This window comes from Roseovarius sp. THAF9 (assembly GCF_009363715.1).
Taxonomy (GTDB): domain Bacteria; phylum Pseudomonadota; class Alphaproteobacteria; order Rhodobacterales; family Rhodobacteraceae; genus Roseovarius.
The window spans coordinates 775,999-796,207 of record NZ_CP045404.1; the positions used below are offsets into that span (position 1 = coordinate 775,999).

Sequence of the window (20,209 nt, forward strand, 5' to 3'; positions counted from 1 at the left end):
AAAAGCTTTGAGAAAGCTTTTGGGGGCGCCCCGAAACGAGTGGAGCCGTCGGGAACACGGGAAGCGGTTGCGATGTTTCCCCTAGCAACCCCCGAAGCGTTAACCTAAGTTTCGGGAGAGAAATGCGACATCGGACGCGGGAGTCGGCACGGCATGACGCGACTTATCATGCTGGTATTCTTGATTGTTGCCGCGGTTGCTCTGGCCGCGGTAGCCACGTCTGCTGTGGCGCGGGCGGTACGTGATGCCGGCGCGACCGGGCGTGATATCGCGGTCACCACGAGGGGAACCAGCATGCAGAAAATCGCCTACGTGGCCCTTTTTATCGTGATGCTGGGCGTCACCAGCGGCCTCCTGGGAGGGTTGTGACGCGCATGGCACGGAAGTTCGGCGGAAAATATAGCCCCGATGGCGGCGGCTCTGAGGTGGCGAAGCCGAGGGATACCTCTTCCTACCGTGGCGCGACGGTCGAACCGGCGGGCGCGCGGGCGAACCTGATGTTCGTGCCTGCCGCGGTGGTCCTGTTCACCTCGCTGACGTCAGGCGCGACCGGGCTGGCGCTTGGCGTGGTTTCCGCCGCGGTGCTGGCCCTGTCGGCGTGGCTGTTGCGTGACGGACTGAAGGCGGAGTCAGCCTATAACACACGCAAGGTGGCGCGACGGCCAGGCATCCCACGCAAACTTTTCTCGTCGGTACTGGCGGGGCTGGGGATTGCCCTGGCCGCCTACAAGGCAGAGCCGGGGCTGGTGGCGCCGGTGATCTTTGGCGTGGTGACGACGGCGCTGCATGTCTTTTCATTCGGGCTGGACCCGATGAAAGACAAGGGCATGGAAGGCGTCGACAGGTTGCAGACCGACCGGGTGGCGCGGGTGGTCGACCAGGCCGAGACCTACCTGAGCGCCATGTCCGACGCGATCCGCCGGGCCGGGGACCGTACGGCGGAGGCCCGATTGGAGCGGTTCCAGGTCAGCGTGCGCGACATGCTGCGCACCGTCGAGGACGACCCGCGCGATCTGACGGCGACGCGCAAGTACCTTGGCGTCTACCTGATGGGCGCGCGCGACGCGACGGTGAAGTTCGCCGATATCCAGTCGCGGGCACCCGACCCGAAGGCGAAGGCGGATTATCTTGAATTGCTCGGTGATCTTGAGGCGAATTTCGAGGCCAAGACCAAGACGCTTCTGGCCGACAACAACAGCGATCTCGAGATCGAGATCGAGGTTCTGCGCGACAGGCTGGCGCGCGAGGGCCTCAGATATGACACGACCCAGGAATTTCAGGAAGGACATTGATCATGTCAGAAGACGTACGCACGAAGGCCGAGGCCGCCCTGGCGGAAGTGGAAGAAGTGAACCGCGTGGTTCTGCCCGAGCCGAAGGAGGCCGGCGTCGTGGTGCCGCTGTCCGAGGCGGAGCCCGCCGTAGGTGCCGAGATCCGGCAACGGATGGACGAGATCGACATGGCCGACACCAATTCGATCGTGTCGTTCGGGTCGGCCGCGCAGGCGGAATTGCAGGAAATCTCGCAATCCATGCTGCAAGGCGTGCGCAACAAGGACGTGGGCCCGGCGGGCGACAGCCTGCGCGGCATCGTGACCACGATCCGGGGCTTTTCGGTCAGCGAGCTGGATGTGCGGCGCGAGCGATCGTGGTGGGAAAAGCTGATCGGTCGGGCCGCGCCTTTCGCCAAGTTCACCGCGCGGTTCGAGGACGTTCAGGGCCAGATTGACAAGATCACCGACGACCTTCTGAAGCACGAGCATATCCTGCTTAAGGACATCAAGTCGCTGGATCTGCTGTACGAAAAGACGCTGCAGTTCTACGACGAACTGGCGCTTTACATCGCGGCGGGCGAGGAAAAGCTGAAGGAATTGGACGAGACCGACATCCCGGCCAAGGAGGCCGAGGTCAATGCCGCGCCCGAGGACGACCAGGTGATGAAGGCGCAGGAATTGCGCGACCTGCGCGCCGCACGCGACGACCTGGAACGCCGGGTGCATGACCTGAAGCTGACGCGGCAGGTCACGATGCAGTCGCTGCCGTCGATCCGGCTGGTTCAGGAGAACGACAAGAGCTTGGTGACCAAGATCAACTCGACGCTCGTCAACACCGTGCCGCTGTGGGAGACGCAGCTGGCGCAGGCCGTCACTATCCAGCGCAGCGCCGAGGCCGCTGCGGCGGTGCACGAGGCCAATGATCTGACCAACGAGTTGTTGACGGCCAATGCCAAGAACCTGCGGGACGCCAACAAGACGATTCGCGAAGAGATGGAGCGAGGGGTCTTCGACATCGAAGCGGTCAAGCAGGCCAATGCGGACCTGATCGGCACGATCGAGGAGAGCCTGCAAATCGCTGATGAGGGCAAGGCGCGACGCGCCAAGGCCGAGCAGGACCTGCAATCGATGGAAAAGGAACTGCGCGACACGCTGGCTGCAGCCAAGTCGCGCCGCGATGGTGTGGGCGAGAATACCGGCGGCTCGGTGCCGGCATGATCGGTTGTGGGTGCCTTGCGTAACTTGTTTCGATATTTCCCCGGCGTCCTTGCGCTGGCTGGTGCACTTGCACTGGCCGGATGCGATGACCTGGTTACAGAGGATCCCCCGACCAAGCCGCAGGCGCGCCCGAACGCGATGGTGCGTGCGCCGCAGCCCAGCGGCCCGTCTGAGGCCAGCCAAGACCTTGCACGATATTACAGTCGGCTTGAAAACGACCTTGTCGTGCAGGGGCTCATGCGCCGGGATGGAGGTGGAGTCGACACGCCGTTCACTGACAACGACCTTTTGCGGAACTTCGTTCGGATCGGGTTCTTCGAGGAATACCAGCGCGACAAGGGCTTGCTGCCGTCCCAAAGCGGGCCGGTAGCGATCAAGAAATGGACCGGTCCCGTGCGGATCGGGGTCGAGTTCGGTCGCAACGTGCCGGCGGATGTAAAGTCCAGCGAACGCGCCCGGGTGGCCGCATATGCCAGCCGTCTTGCGCGGATCACAGGCCATCCGATCACGGTCAGTAATGCCTCGCCCAACTTCGTTGTGCTTTTCATGAGCAATGATGACAGGGCGCAATCTAGGGCACGCGCGTTGGAGGTGATCCCGGCTATTGCCAAGTCGAACCTGGCGATCATCACCAACTTGCCGCGGTCGACCCAGTGTTTCGTGATTTCCGCCGGAGTCAGAAGCGAGAACGATCTTGGCGTTGCGCTGGCCTATATCCGGTCGGAGTTGACCGACCTGCAACGGCTGGCCTGCATTCACGAGGAAATAGCTCAAGGTCTGGGCCTGACCAATGACAGCCCCCGGGCACGGCCCTCGATCTTCAATGACGACGAGGAATTCGCGCTGTTGACGACCCATGACGAGATGTTGCTGGAGGCGCTTTACAATCCTGCCCTGAAGCCGGGAATGGGGCTGGAGGAGGCGCGACCCATCCTGCGGCGTCTGTTTGAGAAGGGGGCGTCGTGAGGCGCGCGATGGCGAGGGTTGTGGCGTCGTCGCCGCTTGGGTTTATGATACAGGCAGATGTCCGCTTGCCGGACGGGAACTAGCGCACGGAGATTACCATGGGCATTTTTGATTTTCTTTCAGGCGAATTCATCGACGTCATCCATTGGGTCGACGATACCCGCGACACGATGGTCTGGCGGTTCGAGCGGCACGGCCACGAGATCAAGTACGGGGCCAAGCTGACCGTGCGCGAGGGGCAGGCCGCGGTTTTCGTGCACGAGGGGCAACTGGCGGACGTGTTCACGCCGGGGCTTTACATGCTCGAGACGAACAACATGCCGATCATGACGACGCTGCAGCACTGGGATCACGGCTTTCAAAGCCCGTTCAAGTCCGAAATCTATTTCGTCAACACGACGCGCTTCACGGATCTCAAATGGGGTACGAAGAACCCGATCATGCTGCGCGATCCGGAATTCGGGCCCACGCGCATTCGGGCGTTTGGCACCTACAGCACGCGCGTGACGGACCCGGCGAAGTTCCTGACCGAGATCGTCGGTACGGATGGCGAATTCACGATGGACGAGATCAGTTATCAGGTCCGCAACATCATCGTGCAGAGCTTCAGCCGGATCATCGCGGGGTCTGGTATTCCGGTACTCGACATGGCGGCCAACACCGCCGATCTGGGCAAGCTGGTCGCCGCCGAGATTTCCGCCGTGGTGGCGGACTACGGGCTGACCATTCCGGAATTCTATATCGAGAACATCTCGCTGCCGCCCGCTGTGGAAGAGGCGCTGGACAAGCGCACGTCGATGGGCCTGGCCGGAGATTTGGGCAAGTTCACGCAGTATTCGGCGGCCGAGGCAATGACGGCGGCGGCCAAGAACCCCGGCGGCGCCGGGGGTGGCATGGGCGCCGGGATCGGGGCTGGTCTGGGCATGGCGATGGCGGGTCAGATGGCCGGGCAAGGTGGTCCTTGGGGGCCAAGCGCTCATCAGCCGTCACCGGCTGCCTCGCCCGCGCCGCCCCCGCCGCCGGTTGAGCATGTCTGGCATATCGCGGAAAACGGCCAGACCCACGGACCCTATTCCAAGGCGGCTTTGGGCCGGATGGCGAGCGACGGAAAGCTGACCCGGGACAGTCATGTCTGGACCGCCGGGCAGGACGGTTGGCTGAAAGCCGGTGACGTGCAGGAACTGGCCCAGCTCTTCACCATCCTGCCGCCGCCGCCACCCGGGGCGTGAGGGTATTCAAGGCACGGCGGTTGGTCACGCAGGTTCTACATTGGACAACCGGCGTTCTTTTGTACCTTTTATTGTCCGTCGATGACCAGATCTTCGGCGTGTTGGGCTGGGCCTTTGTGGTGTCGGGCGGGTCGCTGTGCCTGCTTTGGCTTTGTTTCGGCCTTCTGAACAAGGGGCCGGGCCCGGCGCTGGACGGCGTGTTGCGCACCGCGCATCCGTGGCTGAGCCGGGGCATGTACGTTCTGCTGGCCTGGGCCGTGGTGGCACTGGCCGCCGGCGCGCTGGAGCGGCCCTTGCCGGGGCCGGAGGCGCGGACCGCCTTGCTGGTGCTGGGCGCGGCGGCGCTCTTTCACGCGATATTCCACCTTTGGCGTCACACGGCCTTGCGGGACGGCGCGCTGCGCCGCATCATCCCGGCCAAATTCCACAAGTACCTGTAGCCATATGCTCGATTCGCCGACCGTCGAACAAGAACACCGCTTTCCCTGCGACCAGTGCGGCGCCGATTTCAGGTTTGATCCCCAGGCGGGAAAGCTGATCTGCGACCATTGCGGTAACGAGGCCGAGATGGAGCAGGCGGGCCCCTGGGCCGCGCCTCTGAAAGAGCTGGATTTCGGTGCTGCGGTGAAGGGCGAGCTGGACGCGTCGGAGATCGAGGAGACCCGCGTCGTGACCTGCCCCAACTGCGCCGCGCAGGTGGAGTTCGATGCGACCGTGTACGCAAGCGAGTGCCCGTTCTGCGCAACGCCAGTGGTCACGGATACCGGCACGCATCGGCATATCAAGCCGCGCGGCGTCTTGCCGTTCAAGGTGGATGAGGAGGCGGCGCGGGGCGCCATGACCGAGTGGCTGGGCCGGCTGTGGTTCGCGCCCAACGGGCTGCAGGACTATGCCCGCAAGGGGCGCAGGATGCAGGGCATCTACGTGCCCTACTGGACCTATGATGCCGACACGAAGTCCAGCTATACCGGCGAGCGCGGCACGGTCTATTACGAAACCAGGACGGTGATGCGCGACGGCAAGCGCGAGCAGGTGCAGGTGGCCAAGGTCCGCTGGACGCCTGTGCGGGGCCGGGTGGCGCGGTTCTTCGACGATGTGCTGGTGCTGGCCTCGAAGACATTGCCGAAGCGCTACACGGATGCGCTGGAACCTTGGGAGCTGGGCGAATTGCAGCCCTACAGTCCCGAGTTCCTAGCCGGGTTCCGGGCCGAGGGGTATCAGGTGGAGTTGGAGGACGGGTTCATGCAGGCGCGGCAGATCATCGATGCCCGGATTGCGCGGGACGTGCGGTTCGACATCGGTGGCGACCGTCAGAGGATTCACTCCATCGACACGGCAGTCAGCGACGTTACGTTCAAGCATATCCTACTGCCGGTCTGGCTGGCGGCGTACAAGTACAGGGGCGAAACCTATCGCTTTGTCGTCAACGGTCGCAACGGCAAGGTGCAGGGCGAGCGGCCCTATTCGGCGATCAAGATCGCGATTGCCGTGGTGATCGGGGTCATCGTGGCGGCAGCGGTGGGTTACGGCGTGGCGATGAGCCAATGAGCGCGGATGGTGACACCCTGAAGCGGCTGATGCAGGCGCGGTATTCGTGCCGCGCCTTCCGGCCCGATCCGGTGGCGGACGCTGTGATCGAGCGGACCGTCGACACGGCGCGACACACCGCAAGTTGGAACAACACACAGCCTTGGGAACTTTTGGTGACGCGGGGCACGGAGACGGGGGCGTTCCGGCAGGCTTTGCTGAGGGAGGTGCAGACGGGAAAGCCGGGGCCGGATATGGACTGGCCAGAAAGCTATCCCGGCGAACTGGGCGAGCGGCGGCGGACCTGTGGTTATGCGCTTTACAACGCGGTCGGCATCGCGCGAGAGGATCGCGAGGCGCGGGCGCGGCAGTCGATGCGGAATTTCGAGATGTTCGACGCGCCGCATGTCGCCATCCTGCATATCCCGCAAGTCTTGGGCCCCTATGGTGCGCTGGATGCGGGCGGCTTCCTGACCGCTTTCATGCTGGCGGCGACGGCGGAAGGATTGGGAACGATCGCGCAGGCGGCGGTCGCGGCCTATCCGGATGTGATCCGGCGACATTTTGGCCTGCCGGAAGACCATGCCATTCTGTGCGCGATTTCCTTCGGCTATGCCGACGAGACGCAGCCGGTGAACCAGTACCGCACCGAGCGCGAAGACGTCGGTGCGATCCTGTCCTTCAGAGGCTGAGGCCGGGGCGAGGTCGCCCCGGCGCGATGCGCACGATCAGGCCGTCTTGATCGACACCTTGCGCGCCTCGGGCGCTTTGGGCGTCGTCTTGGGCACTGTGATGGTCAGCACGCCGTCCTTCAGCGCGGCATCGACCTTGTCGCCATCCGCGTCGGCGGGCAGGCGAAAGGTGCGGCTGAACGAGCCGAACTGACGTTCGGAAAAGAACCAAGTGTCGCCTTTCTCTTCGCGTTCGGCGGATTTCTCGCCCTTTACGGTCACGATACCATCATGGATCGACAGCTCGATGTCTTTCTCCTCCACACCGGGAAGCTCCATCTGGATACGGTAGGTGTCCTTGTCGGCTTTGGCGTCGGAGGCTGGCGAAAGCCATTCAGCCATGCGGGTTCCGAAATGCCGGAAGGGTTCATAAAAGGCAGGCCACAAACCGGTGGATTGAGACTTTTCAACCATTGCAAAACTCCTTTCCATAGCCCGCGCCGGAATGGCACGGGCGGAAGGACTTTATATGCAACTTGCAGGACGCTGCCTTGATCCCGGTCAAATGCCGTGTATCACGCTGCGTTGGCGCTGGTCTTGGTGTCATCCCACTCCCAGGGGCGGGTGAATTCGCCCAGGCATTGCGAGATGGCGGCCTCGTCCGCATCGCCGGTTTTCGACAGGCGGGCCACGAGGCCGCGCTTTTTGTCGTCGATCACCTCGGTCACCTCGGCGTTGATGCCTGCCTCGGCCAGCGCCGCGTTATAGACCCGGGTGATCGCCCGCTTGCGCAGGTCAGGCTTGAACACCTTGCCGACGGCGGTCTTGGGTAGCTCGTCCAGCACCTCGATATATTTCGGGATGGCCGCGCGTTCGTGGACGTGGACCTTGCAATGCTCGCGCAGGGCCTCGGCGTCGACCGAGCCGCCGTCGACCAGTTCGACATAGGCGCAAGGTAGTTCGCCGGAATGCGCGTCGGGCTGGCCGATGGCACCCGCGCCCGCGACCTCGGCATGGGCCATCAGCGCCTCTTCGATATCCGCGGGGTCAATGTTGTGGCCACCGCGAATGATCAGGTCCTTCGCGCGCCCGGTGATCCAGAGGTAGCCGTCACCGTCGATCCGGCCCAAGTCGCCGGTACGCAGATAGACCTCGTGATGATAGAGGTCCTTGTTCTTCGCCGCTTCGGTATAGGTGTTGCCGGCAAAGACGCCCGGGTTGGCGATGCAGATCTCGCCCACCTCGTCAGGGCTGCATTCGGTGCCGTCGGTCTTGTAGATTTTCACGTCGGTATAGGGCAGGGGAACGCCGACGCTGCCGACTTTCTTCTCGCCGGTTGGCGGGTTGCAGGAGACAAGGCAGGTGGCCTCGGTCAGGCCATAGCCTTCGATCACGGTCATGCCCGTGGCGGATTCGAACCGCTTGAAGAGTTCCAGCGGCATGGGCGCGGAACCCGAGAAGGCGTTCTTCACCTTGGAGATGTCGGCATTCACCTTGCGCTGCATCAGCGCGGCGGTGGCGGTGGGGACGGTGATGACAAAGGTCGTGCCCCAGCGTTCCAGCAGCTTCCAGAAATTGTCGAATACGCCGTCGCCGCGATACCCGGCGGGGGTGGGGAAGACCACATGCGCGCCGGACTTGATCATCGCCATCAGGATCACGTGGCAGGCGAAAACGTGAAACAGCGGCAGCGGGCACATGATGCTGTCATGTTCGTCAAAGAGCAGGCGATGGCCCAGCCAGCCGTTATAGACCATGCCGGAATACTTGTGCTGCGCGACCTTGGGCATGCCGGTGGTGCCGCCGGTGTGGAAATAGGCGGCAACGCGGTCGGCCTGCTTGTCCTCGAAAGACAGCGTCTTGGGATGCTTGCGCGCCTCGGCATTGAAGTTCTTCACGTCGGCGTGGTGGTTGTCGGGGTTCTTGGGACGGATCAGTGGGACGATCCAGCTTTTCGGGGGCGTCAGGTAGCTGACAAGATCGACCTCCAGCACGGTATGCACGCGCGGCGCGTTGCGCACGGCCTCGGCCATTTTCTGAGCCACGTCGGTTTTCGGGAAGGACCGCAGGGTCACCACGACGCGGGCGTCGGTTTCGCGCAGGATGGCACCGATCTGTTCGGGCTCCAACAGCGGGTTGATCGGGTTGGCGATGCCCGCGACCATGGCGCCAATCGTGGCGATGGCAGTCTCAAGGCAGTTGGGCATGACGAGCGCGATCACGTCATCCTCGGCAATCTTCAGACTGCGGAAGAGGTTGGCCGCCTGGCAGACACGCTCATGAAATTCGGACCAGGTCAGCGTCTGTGCCTTGTCGGTGGGCCCCGACAGAAGTTGGTAACTGACGGCCGGACGATCCGGGAAGGCGGTTGCGGTATCGGCTAGCATCTGGTGCACCGTGTTGGGCAGGTCACGTGCCTCCCACGGCATTTCGTCTTGGATACCGATCACGTCGTGACGTGTGGAAAATGTCATGTTGTCTCCTCCCGCGGCGCGTCGTCATGCGCCCTATTCTCCCGTCCGGGCAGCATGATCACGAATTGCAGGGCGCGCAAGTTTTACGCTGCGTTTTCTTGTTGCTTGCCGGGTCGTCAAAACGTCTCTTGACTCTTTTTGTCGGAAAATTCATCAATGGCTTACAAATTCACTCAGAAAAAGAAAGGCTGTTTGTTGATGGCTTATCTGACCTCTCGTTCCCTCGTTGCCGCCTTGGCGCTGACTGGTGTGGCCGTGCCCGCCGTCGCGCAGGAGGTGAACGTGTATTCCTCGCGTCACTACGACACCGACGAAGCGCTCTATGACGCATTCACCGAGGAAACGGGGATTACCGTGAACCGGATCGAGGCCGATGCGGACGAGTTGATCGCGCGGCTGGAAGCGGAAGGCGAGAACAGCCCCGCCGACGTGCTGATCACCGTGGACGCGGGCCGCATGGCGCGGGCCGAGGAGCTGGACCTGCTGGCCGCATACGAGTCGCAAACCATCGAGGACCGCATTCCCGATCACCTCGAGCATCCCGAGAATCTTTGGTACGGCATCGCCCAGCGCGCGCGCATCATCTATTACGACAAGGAAAAGGTGGAAAACCCACCGCAGACCTATGAAGAGCTGGCCGATCCCGCTTGGGAAGGCAAGATCTGCATCCGGTCGTCCTCGAACATCTACAACCAGTCGCTGATGGCCTCGATCATCGAAACCCACGGCGAGGAAGCGGCCAAGGAATGGGCGCAGGGCATCGTCAACAACATGGCACGGGACCCGCAGGGCGGCGACACCGACCAGCTGCGCGGGATTGTTTCGGGCGAGTGTGAAGTGGCAGTGGGCAACCACTACTACTTCGTGCGCGGATTTGAGTCGGACGTCGAGGGCCTGAGCGACGATATCGACAAGATCGGCTGGGTCTGGCCGAACCAGGACGGGCGCGGCACGCACGTCAACCTGTCCACCGCGGCGATGCTGAAGACGGCGCCGAACCCGGAAAACGCAATGAAGCTGATGGAATATTTCACCAGCGACACCGCGCAGACCAACCTTGCGACGGGCAATCACGAATACCCCGCCGTCGAGGACGCACCGGGCACGGCGACGACCGAGCGCCTGGGTGACTTCAAGGCGGACGAGACCACGCCCACTGCGGCCTTCAGCCGGAACGCGGCAAAGGCGCAGGAACTGTTCAACGCGGTCGGCTGGGACTAAGCAATTCGAGCAGGCATTTTATGCGGCGTCCCCAATCGGGGGCGCCGCTTTCTTTTGCAGGAACATCCGCTGAGTTTTCGGAGTGTGCTCGGTTATAAGCCGCGCGCCAGCCTCCTGCCTGGCTGCCTCGCCCGGTCTTATCCGGGCGAGGCGCTGTGGTCAGCTGACGTCCTTGTAGCTGACTTCCTTTTCGTCCTCACCGAGCTTTGCACGGCGGGTCAGAAGACGGTTAAGGGCGTTGATATACGCCTTGGCACTCGCGACCACGGTGTCGGTGTCCGCCGATTGGCCCGTGGCGATGTTGCCGCCTTCCTCCAGCCGGACGGAGACGGTCGCCTGCGCGTCGGTGCCCTCGGTCACGGCGTGGACCTGATAGAGCGACAGGTGGGCGTCATTGGGATGCAATTCGCGCACGGCCCTGAAAGTGGCGTCGACGGGGCCGTCGCCCTGTTGTGTCGCGGATTTCTCGGCCCCGTCGATGGACATGACCATCTCGGCCTCGGCCTGCCCCCCGGTGCCGCAGACCACGCGCAGGGATTTCAGCACAAGGCGATCATTCTCGGCATCCTCACCGGCGGTGACCAGCGCGATCAGGTCTTCGTCGAACACCTCTTTCTTGCGGTCGGCCAGTTCCTTGAACCGTACGAAGACATCGCCAAGCTGGTTCTCGGCCAGGTCAATCCCAAGGTTTTTCAGCTTCGATCGCAATGCAGCGCGGCCGGAGTGCTTGCCCATGACGATGTTGGTCTCGGTCAGGCCAACATCCTCGGGGCGCATGATCTCGAACGTCTCGGCATTCTTGAGCATGCCGTCCTGGTGGATGCCGGATTCGTGGGCAAAGGCGTTCTTGCCGACGATGGCCTTGTTGGGCTGCACCTGAAAACCCGACACGGTGGCGACCCGGCGCGACAGGTGCATGATCTTGGTGGAGTCGATGCGGGTGTGATAGGGGATGATGTCGTTGCGGACCTTCATCGCCATCACCACTTCTTCCAGCGCGGTGTTGCCCGCGCGTTCGCCCAAGCCATTGATCGTGCATTCAATTTGCCGCGCGCCGCCTTCGACGGCGGCCAGCGAGTTGGCCGTGGCCATGCCCAGGTCGTTGTGGCAGTGCGTGGCAAAGACCACCTCGTCGGCACCGGGCACTTCGGCGATCAGGCGGCGGATGAGGTCGGCGCTTTCTACCGGCGCGGTGTAGCCCACGGTATCGGGGATATTGATCGTGGTGGCCCCGGCCTTGATCGCGATTTCCACGACGCGGGCAAGGTAATCCCATTCCGTCCGGGTGGCATCCATCGGAGACCATTGAACGTTGTCACAGAGGTTGCGGGCGTGGGTCACCGTCTCGTGGATGCGCTCGGCCATCTCGTCCTTGTTCAGGTTCGGGATGGCGCGGTGCAGGGGCGAGGTGCCGATGAAGGTGTGGATGCGCGGCTGGGCGGCGTGCTTCACCGCGTCCCAGCAGCGGTCGATATCCTTGAGGTTGGCGCGCGCCAGCCCGCAGATCACGCTGTCCTTGGAGTTCTTGGCGATCTCGGAAACGGCCCTGAAGTCACCCTCGGACGCGATGGGAAAGCCCGCCTCGATAATGTCGACGCCCATTTCGTCCAGCAAGCCGGCGATCTCCAACTTCTCGGCATGGGTCATGGTGGCGCCGGGGGACTGTTCGCCGTCGCGCAAGGTGGTGTCGAAGATCACCACGCGGTTCTGTTCGGAATTGGTCATGTCATGTCTCGTATTTTGGTCCTAAGCCTGTGGCGCGAAAGGCTACTCCTCTGAGCGGTCGCGCCGGATCAGGGCACGCTCAGAGGCGGCTTAGGAGCAGACGCGCGGAAAGGCAAGCCGCAGGGACGGGGCTTGCGAGGCCGGAGATATGGCAGCGCCTAGACATGCGGCAAGCATAAGGACGATGGGCGGCTTTGAAAACCCCCGATCTGGCGGCGAATTGCGCCTTGAAGCTGGTCTGCCGCCCGCTAGCTTTTGGCGTCATGAAAGATGCATTGGTGATAGGCGCCTCGGGCGGGATCGGGTCCGCGCTCGTGGCGGAGTTGGAAAAGCGTGACGTGCGGGTGACCAGGCTGTCACGGTCCGGCGACGGTTTGGATGTGACGGACGAGGCGTCGGTCGAAGCGCATCTGGGGTCTTTGGACGGCGAGTTCGACCTTGTTTTCGTGGCCACGGGCGCGCTTGAGTTGGATGGCCGTGGCCCGGAGAAGTCTTTGAAAGAATTGAGCGCTGAAGCCATGGAGGCGCAGTTCCGAGTAAATTGCGTGGGACCATCCTTGGTCTTGAAACATGCGGTGCGGCTGCTGCCGCGCGACCGGGAATGCCGGTTTGCCGCCCTGTCGGCGCGGGTGGGGTCGATCGGGGATAACGGTCTTGGCGGGTGGTACAGCTATCGCACGGCCAAGGCGGCTGTGAACCAGATGATCCATGGCGGGGCGATCGAACTGAGCCGCACGCACAAGCAATCGATCTGCGTGGCGTTGCATCCCGGCACGGTGGAGACGCCACTTACCGAGAAGTTCGCGGGCGGGCATAAGACGGTAACGCCCGAGGCGGCGGCGCAGAACCTTCTGGATGTGCTGGCGGGGCTAACGCCCGAGAATACCGGGCAATTCTTTGATTGGGCTGGGGAACCGGTGCCGTGGTGAAGCGTCTGATCCTGGTGCTGGGGGACCAGCTGAGCAATAACCTGTCGGCGCTGCGCGAGGCGGACAAGGAGCGTGACCTTGTGGTGATGGCCGAGGTCGCGGACGAGGCCAGTTACGTGGGTCACCACCCGAAAAAGATCGCGCTGATTTTCGCGGCCATGCGCCATTTTGCGCAGGAATTACAGGACGATGGATGGCAGGTCGCCTATTCGCGGCTGGACGATGACGACACGTCGAAATCCATCGTCGGCGAGTTGATGCGGCGGGGGCAGGAGCATGACACGACCGAGGTGATTGCGACCCAGCCCGGGGAATGGCGGCTCGTCGAAGCGCTGGACGATGCCCCGCTGACCGTGACGGTGCTGCCCGATGACAGGTTCGTGGCCTCGCTGGATGAGTTCAACACATGGGCCGAGGGCCGCAAGTCCTTGAGGATGGAGTATTTCTATCGTGAGATGCGCCGCAAGACCGAGCTGATGATGGACGGGGATGAACCGGCGGGTGAGAAGTGGAATTACGACCATGAGAACCGCAAGCCGGCCTCGGGCGACATGCTGCGCTCGAAGCCCATGGAGTTTACGCCGGATGATGTCACGGACGAGGTTCTGGATCTGGTCGAGGAGAAATTCGGCAATAATTTCGGCGCGTTGCGGCCGTTCAGCTATGCCGTGACACGTGGCCAGGCGCTGCGGGCACTGGACCATTTTGCCAAGAATTTGCTGGATTGCTTCGGCGATTATCAGGATGCGATGTTGCAGGATGACCGGTTCCTCCACCATTCGCTGTTATCGCAGTATTTGAACATCGGACTGCTGGATCCTGTGGAAATCTGCACCCGTGTGGAAGAAGAATGGAAGGCCGGGAACGTGCCGATCAATGCGGCTGAAGGCTTCATCCGGCAGATCATCGGCTGGCGGGAATATGTTCGGGGGATCTATTTTCGGGAAGGTCCGGACTATGCCACGCGCAATGCGCTGGGGCACAAGAGGGACTTGCCGTGGATGTATTGGGGTGGCGAGACGCATATGAATTGTGTCGCTCATGCCGTTGATCAGACACGGGAATTGGCCTATGCGCATCACATCCAAAGACTGATGGTGACGGGCAATTTCGCCCTTCTGGCGGGGGTGGATCCGCACCAGGTGCACGAGTGGTACCTGGCGGTTTACCATGATGCCTATGAATGGGTGGAGGCGCCCAACGTGATCGGGATGAGCCAGTTTGCCGATGACGGGATCATCGCGTCGAAGCCTTATGTGAGTTCGGGCAATTACATCGACAAGATGTCGGACTATTGCGGTTCCTGCGCCTATTCCGTCAAGGAGAAAACAGGCGAAAAGGCGTGTCCTTTCAACCTGTTGTATTGGGATTTTCTTGTGCGGCACCGGGAAAAGTTCTCGAACAATCCGCGCATGGGGCAGATGTATGCCACCTGGGACCGGATGAAGGATGATCGCAAGGAGGCCGTTCTAAAAGGGGCGAAACGCATCCTCGATCGGCTGGATGCGGGAGAGGTCGTTTGAGGGCGCGACTCAAAAGTTAAGGGCGCGAATAGCGGCGAAATTGGGATGTCGGTATTGCGTCGGTATCCTGGTGGTATCGCGACGGTGCGAATTCTAGCGTTTTGCCGGGTTAACGGGACGCGCGGTGTTTCCGGTTGATTGACCGGGGCGCGCGTGGGTTTTCACCCACCCTACGAGGTCCCTGATCAGGTCCGGGACGGGCGGAGCGCGGGATCAGTTGCTCTCTTCGGTTGTCGGGTCGTCGGTGGTCTCGGTCTCTGCCGAGGTTCCGGTTTCAGCGGCGTCGGACGGCTCCGTGCCGGTCTCTGCGCCGGAGGCGTCTGGAGTGTCTTCCGTGTTGGCCGGTTCCGCCGCGGCGTCCTCTTCGGTGACTATGGTGGTCTGCTCGGCCAATGCGCCATCGGACCATTCGCCCGACGCCTCTTCGCCGGTAGCGTAGCGCATGGTGCCGGTGCCCTGGCGCTTGCCGTTCTCGAACGTGCCCTCGTAGACGTCGCCGTTGGTGTAGGTCGCCACGCCCTGGCCCGAGATTTCGCCGCTTTGCCATTCGCCTTCGTAGACGAAACCGTCGGGCATGGTGATCTTGCCGGTGCCGTGGCGCTGGCCGTCTACGAATTCGCCCTCGTAGACCGTGCCGTCGGCGTAGGTGGCGGTGCCTTGCCCGTGCCTCTGGCCATCCTGCCACGCGCCCTCGTAGCGGTAGCCGTCGGGATAAGTCATCACGCCCTGGCCGTGGTTCTTGGCGTTCTGAAACTCGCCTTCGTAGACCAGACCGTTGGGATAGGTCGCCTTGCCCGTGCCGTCGATCACGCCGCCGGACCACTCGCCTTCGTAAGTGGAGCCGTCGGGATAGGTGACCTTGCCCTGACCGTTGGCCAGATCGTCGCGGAACTGGCCTTCGTAGACCGAGCCGTCTGGATAGGTGACGGTGCCTTCGCCCGAGATCTTGCCCGCGACCCAGGAGCCTTCGTAGCGGTAGCCGTCGGAGCCGGTGAAGGTGCCCTGTCCGTGGCGGCTGTCGTCCTGAAACTCGCCTTCGTAGACATCCCCGTTGTTGTAGACCACGCGGCCTTGGCCCTCGCGTCGGCCCGCCACAAGCTCGCCTTCGTAGACGTCGCCATTGGGCTGGGTCAGCTTGCCGGTGCCGTTGATCTGGCCCTCGGCCCAGGTGCCTTCGTAGATCAGCCCGTCGGGCATGGTGAGCGTACCTTCGCCGTCGCGGGCGCCGCGCTTGACCTGGCCTTCATAGACCGCGCCGTCGGGATAGGTGATCGTCGCCATCCCCTCCTTGACGCCGTTCACCCAGTCTCCGTCATAGATATAGCCGCCGGGGCTTTCCATGCGGCCGCGACCGTGGTGCTGGGCGTTGCGAAAGCCGCCCTGGTAGCGCACGCCGTTGGCATAGACGGCGACACCCTCGCCGTTGATCTTGCCGTCTTCCCAGGTGCCCTCGTAGGTGCCGCCGTCGGAGAAGGTGATCTTGCCTACGCCCTCGGGCTTGCCCTTGGCGAACTCGCCCTCGTAGACCGAGCCATTGGGGAAGCGGGCGGTGCCGGTGCCGCGGATCTCGCCATCGACCCATTCGCCGGAATATTCATAGCCATTGGGCAGCGTGTAGGTGCCGGTGCCGTGCTGAAGGCCGTTGCGGAACGTGCCCTCGTAGATGCCGCCGTCGTCATATTGCTTGGTCTGGACTTCGTCCTCCTGCGACAGGGCGGGACCGGTCAGCCCGAGCATCGCGGCGAGGACGATAGATGTGACGGTTCTGCTTTGCATGTCGGCCCACTCACCCCGGTTCTGCGACAACCCCCCAACGGGTCTGACGAAACGTAATTGACCCGGGCAGGGGTGACAACGGCTTTTCCCGGTTTCGGCTTTCCCTCGCGCGTTCATCTGTTAAATCGAAAGGGAGCGATGAATTGCGGGGGTTTGAGGGCGCATGGCGGATCGGTTTCGCGTGACATTGGCACAGCTGAACGCCACGGTGGGCGACCTTGACGGCAACGCCGCGCTGGCACGCGAGGCGTGGGAGGCGGGCAAAGCCGCCGAGGCCGACCTGGTGGCGCTGCCCGAGATGTTCATCACCGGCTACAACACGCAGGATCTGGTGATGAAGCCGGTGTTTCACCAGGCGGCGATCGCGAAGATCGAGGCGTTGGCGAAGGACTGTGCGCTTGGCCCGGCGCTGGCCATCGGAGGCCCGGCGCTGGAAGGCGCGGAGCTGTATAACGCTTACTACATCCTGAAGGGCGGCAGCATCACCGCCTGCGTGCTGAAGCATCACTTGCCCAACGAGACGGTGTTCGACGAGGTGCGGCTTTATGCGTCGGGCGACGTGATGGGGCCATATGCTGTGGGCAATGTGCGCATCGGCTCGCCCATTTGCGAGGACAGCTGGCACGAGGACGTGCCCGAGACGCTGGCCGAAACGGGGGCGGAGTTTCTGCTGGTGCCGAACGGCTCGCCCTATTACCGCGGTAAGCTGGCGCATCGGCATCAGTTGATGGTGAACCGGGTGGTCGAGACGGGGCTGCCGTTGATTTACCTGAACCTGGTGGGGGCGCAGGACGACCAGGTGTTTGACGGCGGCACCTTTGCGCTGAACCCCGGTGGCGGGCTGGCGGTGCAGATGCCGCTGATGGAAGAGGACATCGCGCATATCGATCTGGTGCGCGGGGAGGATGGCTGGCGGATCGAAAAGACCGACCTGGCGCATATCCCCGACACGCTGGAGAGCGACTACCACGCGATGGTGCTGAGCTTGCGCGATTACATGCGCAAGACGGGGTTCCGGAAAGTGCTGCTGGGGCTTTCCGGCGGTGTGGACAGTGCGATTGTCGCGACCATCGCGGTGGATGCGCTTGGGGCGGAGAACGTGCGTTGCGTGATGCTGCCGTCGGAATATACCTCGCAGGCTTCATTGGACGATGCCAAGGAATGTGCCAAGGCTTTGGGCGCGCGGTATGATTTCGTGCCCATCGCCGAAGGGCGCGCGGCGATCACCAACACGCTGGAGCCCTTGTTCGAGGGCACCGAGCCGGGGATCACCGAGGAGAACATCCAGTCGCGGCTGCGCGGGCTTCTGTTGATGGCGCTGAGCAACAAGTTCGGGGAGATGCTGCTGACCACTGGCAACAAGTCCGAGGTGGCGGTGGGCTATGCCACGATCTATGGCGACATGGCGGGCGGCTATAACCCGATCAAGGATCTCTACAAGACGCGGGTGTTCGAGGTGTGCCGGTGGCGGAACGCCAATCACCGGGAGTGGATGATGGGACCTGAGGGCGAGGTGATCCCGGTCAACATCATCGAGAAGCCGCCCAGCGCGGAGCTGCGTGAGGACCAGAAGGACAGTGACAGCCTGCCGGATTATCCTGTGCTGGACGGGATCTTGCAGATCCTGGTGGACGAGGACGGCTCGATCGAGGATTGCGTCGCGGCGGGGTATGACCGCGATGATGCGGTGCGGGTGGAGCACCTGATCTACATCAGCGAATACAAGCGCTTCCAGTCCGCCCCCGGCACGCGGTTGTCGAAACACGCGTTCTGGCTGGACCGGCGCTATCCCATCGTGAACCGGTGGCGCGACGGGGGCTAGGGCTGCCGGTTTTGCATGGCCGGGAGGTGTCTGTTACGATCCGGGCAATAGTATTTGCAGGAGTTTGATATGACACGTTTTTTCACCGCAATTGCCGCGATGCTGCTGGCCGTGCCGGCCTGGGCGGCGGAGCTGAGCGAGGCGTACGAGGCCATCGGGACGATGACCGTCACGCTGGATGGCGAGGTGACGGAACTGGTCATTGCCTATGACATCGAAGGCGAGGAGGCTTACGCCGAGCAGAAGATGATCATGGGATCGTCCCTGTCGGTCAACGCCATGGGGCAGACGGTCGGCGAGGACGGCACGCCGGGGCGCCCCATGGTGCAGGTGACTCTGCTGGAGGAGTTCGGCGAGATGCGGTTCCTATCGGCGGAGATGTACGACGACCAGGGCTATGACGCACCCTTGGCGATGGGAGCCGATGGCGGTGATGGTACGCTGACCGGCTACGAGATGACGGATGACAACGTGGTCACAGTGACCGTAGAGGGCAATTTCCTGCGGCTGACGAATTACATGGATGAGCCGCGCGTGGCCGACGGGGCCGAGCCGGTGGCGGTGACGATCAGTTACGAGGCGGAACTGGAACCGCTGGAGTAAGGACGGACGGGCGTGACATCGCTGGCGTCATTGGCCTCCGCGTCTCGCGCTTGAAAGCAAAGCCGGCGTGGGAAGGCGTGCCGCGCATGTCCGGTTGCGCGTTTTATTCTGCTGCACGCGGCTCTTTGCAAGCATGCAAGCTGTGTCCGCGGAGGTGGACGTGATGCGGAGCGCAGCGAAAGTCTGGGTTGAGCCCAAACTACTGAATTTCTGCTCGGTAGCGAATGGCTGCTCTCGCCGATCAGCCGCTTGCCATACCGGCAATCATTGCGCCTAGAGCGACAAGGTGGACAAGCATGAGCGCCTTGTCGTTCCAAAGTGCGCCGACGGCGAACCATCCCACGACACCGATGAGAAACAGGTACAGGTTCCAAGGTGTCCAGCCAAACCCTGTCGCGGTATATCCCATGATCTGAACGGCGGAAGCGCCCCACTTGACCGCGAAGACAAAGCGCTCGCGCGGCAGTCCGAGGGCCAGGGTGTTAAACGGCACGGGTCAATCCTCCGTCTAGACGCAGGTTTTGTCCCGTCATGTAGCTGCCATCTTCCGACGCGAGCCATGAGATGAGAGAAGACACCTCTGATGCGAAACCGTAGCGCCCCATGGGAATACGCGCTTTGCGGTCTTCGGTTTCGGGCAAGCTGTCGATGAAGCCCGGAAGGACGTTATTCATTCGGATATTCTCTGATGCATATTTGTCCGAGTAGAGCTTCGTGAATGTGGCAAGCCCGGCCCGGAAGACCCCCGACGTTGGAAAAAGTGGGTCGGGTTCGAATGCCGCAAAGGTTGAGATGTTGATGATTGCCCCGCCGCCATGCTCCTGCATCAGTGGGGTGACAAGCCGTGTCGGACGGATCACGTTCATCAGGTAGACTTCCATCCCTTTATGCCAATCTTCGTCACTGATCTCGAGAACCGGACCTTTTGGTCCGTGGCTAGCAGAGTTCACCAACACATCGATGCGGCCCCAACGATCCTTCGCACCCTCGACCAATGCGTTCAGCGCTTGTCCGTCAAGGTTGGAGCCCGTTACGCCAAAGCCGCCAAGTTCGCCGCCGAGCGCCTCACCCTTGCCGGACGAGGACAGGATGCCGACTTTGAACCCATCTTCTGCCAGTCTGCGGGCTGCATCCGCACCCATGCCGCTGCCGCCTGCTGTGATAAGAGCTACTTTTTCTGCTGTCATATCGAGCATCCTTTCTTGGTTGAGCCATACATGATGATTTCCGTGGCAGACTTCGATTCAGAATT

At 62.5% G+C, this 20,209-nt stretch carries 19 protein-coding genes; 13 read left to right on the forward strand and 6 right to left on the reverse strand.

Translation table 11 applies throughout. The annotated features are described in order from the left end of the window. Positions 1-153 precede the first annotated feature (153 nt). From FIU86_RS03895 to FIU86_RS03930, 8 genes are all read left to right on the forward strand, one after another. Positions 154-369, forward strand: coding sequence for a hypothetical protein (locus FIU86_RS03895; RefSeq protein ID WP_152473867.1), 216 nt, complete (start codon positions 154-156; stop codon positions 367-369). Between the two features lie 5 nt (positions 370-374). After that, complete coding sequence (locus FIU86_RS03900) at positions 375-1,292, forward strand: 5-bromo-4-chloroindolyl phosphate hydrolysis family protein (RefSeq protein ID WP_152473868.1); 918 nt, start codon at positions 375-377, stop codon at positions 1,290-1,292. A gap of 2 nt (positions 1,293-1,294) precedes the next feature. Continuing rightward, positions 1,295-2,491, forward strand: a complete 1,197-nt coding sequence (locus FIU86_RS03905) for a toxic anion resistance protein (RefSeq protein ID WP_152473869.1) — start codon at positions 1,295-1,297, stop codon at positions 2,489-2,491. A gap of 24 nt (positions 2,492-2,515) precedes the next feature. Continuing rightward, the gene (locus FIU86_RS03910; RefSeq protein WP_254703932.1) at positions 2,516-3,457 is read left to right on the forward strand and encodes a DUF2927 domain-containing protein; all 942 of its coding nucleotides are present in this window, start codon (positions 2,516-2,518) and stop codon (positions 3,455-3,457) included. Positions 3,458-3,555: 98 nt separating this feature from the next. Continuing rightward, positions 3,556-4,686, forward strand: a complete 1,131-nt coding sequence (locus tag FIU86_RS03915) for an SPFH domain-containing protein (RefSeq protein WP_152473870.1) — start codon at positions 3,556-3,558, stop codon at positions 4,684-4,686. 59 nt (positions 4,687-4,745) lie between these two features. Next, positions 4,746-5,126, forward strand: a complete 381-nt coding sequence (locus FIU86_RS03920; protein ID WP_254703933.1) for a hypothetical protein — start codon at positions 4,746-4,748, stop codon at positions 5,124-5,126. Positions 5,127-5,130: 4 nt separating this feature from the next. After that, positions 5,131-6,234, forward strand: a complete 1,104-nt coding sequence (locus tag FIU86_RS03925; RefSeq protein ID WP_152473872.1) for a TFIIB-type zinc finger domain-containing protein — start codon at positions 5,131-5,133, stop codon at positions 6,232-6,234. Then, positions 6,231-6,905: a nitroreductase gene (locus tag FIU86_RS03930; RefSeq protein ID WP_152473873.1), complete on the forward strand. Its 675-nt coding sequence runs from the start codon at positions 6,231-6,233 to the stop codon at positions 6,903-6,905. Before FIU86_RS03925 ends, FIU86_RS03930 begins: the two co-directional genes overlap by 4 nt. Before the next feature lie 36 nt (positions 6,906-6,941). Here the strand turns inward: FIU86_RS03930 and FIU86_RS03935 are convergent, their stop codons facing one another. Both FIU86_RS03935 and FIU86_RS03940 read right to left on the reverse strand, forming a co-directional pair. After that, entirely contained in the window at positions 6,942-7,286 is a 345-nt protein-coding gene (locus FIU86_RS03935) for an Hsp20/alpha crystallin family protein (RefSeq protein ID WP_254703934.1), read from the reverse strand. A 173-nt stretch (positions 7,287-7,459) separates the two neighbouring features. Continuing rightward, positions 7,460-9,358: an acyl-CoA synthetase gene (locus FIU86_RS03940; protein WP_152473875.1), complete on the reverse strand. Its 1,899-nt coding sequence runs from the start codon at positions 9,356-9,358 to the stop codon at positions 7,460-7,462. Between the two features lie 198 nt (positions 9,359-9,556). On the opposite strand from FIU86_RS03940, the gene FIU86_RS03945 reads away from it, so the two are divergent. Then, positions 9,557-10,579, forward strand: coding sequence for a Fe(3+) ABC transporter substrate-binding protein (locus FIU86_RS03945; protein WP_152473876.1), 1,023 nt, complete (start codon positions 9,557-9,559; stop codon positions 10,577-10,579). A gap of 159 nt (positions 10,580-10,738) precedes the next feature. Here the strand turns inward: FIU86_RS03945 and FIU86_RS03950 are convergent, their stop codons facing one another. After that, positions 10,739-12,304 (reverse strand): 2-isopropylmalate synthase, encoded by a 1,566-nt coding sequence (locus tag FIU86_RS03950; RefSeq protein ID WP_152473877.1) that lies wholly within the window; start codon positions 12,302-12,304, stop codon positions 10,739-10,741. 263 nt (positions 12,305-12,567) lie between these two features. On the opposite strand from FIU86_RS03950, the gene FIU86_RS03955 reads away from it, so the two are divergent. After that, positions 12,568-13,233 carry an SDR family NAD(P)-dependent oxidoreductase gene (locus FIU86_RS03955; RefSeq protein WP_152473878.1) on the forward strand — a complete coding sequence of 222 codons (666 nt, stop codon included), beginning with the start codon at positions 12,568-12,570 and terminating at the stop codon, positions 13,231-13,233. After that, positions 13,227-14,756, forward strand: coding sequence for a cryptochrome/photolyase family protein (locus tag FIU86_RS03960; protein WP_152476913.1), 1,530 nt, complete (start codon positions 13,227-13,229; stop codon positions 14,754-14,756). Before FIU86_RS03955 ends, FIU86_RS03960 begins: the two co-directional genes overlap by 7 nt. 213 nt (positions 14,757-14,969) lie before the next feature. Here the strand turns inward: FIU86_RS03960 and FIU86_RS03965 are convergent, their stop codons facing one another. Continuing rightward, positions 14,970-16,493, reverse strand: a complete 1,524-nt coding sequence (locus FIU86_RS03965) for an MORN repeat-containing protein (RefSeq protein ID WP_254703994.1) — start codon at positions 16,491-16,493, stop codon at positions 14,970-14,972. 202 nt (positions 16,494-16,695) lie between these two features. On the opposite strand from FIU86_RS03965, the gene FIU86_RS03970 reads away from it, so the two are divergent. Both FIU86_RS03970 and FIU86_RS03975 read left to right on the forward strand, forming a co-directional pair. Further along, the gene (locus FIU86_RS03970; protein ID WP_152473880.1) at positions 16,696-18,354 is read left to right on the forward strand and encodes an NAD+ synthase; all 1,659 of its coding nucleotides are present in this window, start codon (positions 16,696-16,698) and stop codon (positions 18,352-18,354) included. Between the two features lie 69 nt (positions 18,355-18,423). Beyond that, on the forward strand, positions 18,424-18,957 hold the full coding sequence (locus tag FIU86_RS03975) for a hypothetical protein (protein ID WP_152473881.1): 534 nt from the start codon (positions 18,424-18,426) through the stop codon (positions 18,955-18,957). Between the two features lie 241 nt (positions 18,958-19,198). Here FIU86_RS03975 and FIU86_RS03980 read toward each other — a convergent pair whose 3' ends face one another. Beyond that, on the reverse strand, positions 19,199-19,450 hold the full coding sequence (locus FIU86_RS03980) for a DUF6552 family protein (RefSeq protein ID WP_172977421.1): 252 nt from the start codon (positions 19,448-19,450) through the stop codon (positions 19,199-19,201). Then, positions 19,440-20,144: an SDR family oxidoreductase gene (locus FIU86_RS03985; protein WP_152473882.1), complete on the reverse strand. Its 705-nt coding sequence runs from the start codon at positions 20,142-20,144 to the stop codon at positions 19,440-19,442. Before FIU86_RS03985 ends, FIU86_RS03980 begins: the two co-directional genes overlap by 11 nt. Positions 20,145-20,209 lie beyond the last annotated feature (65 nt).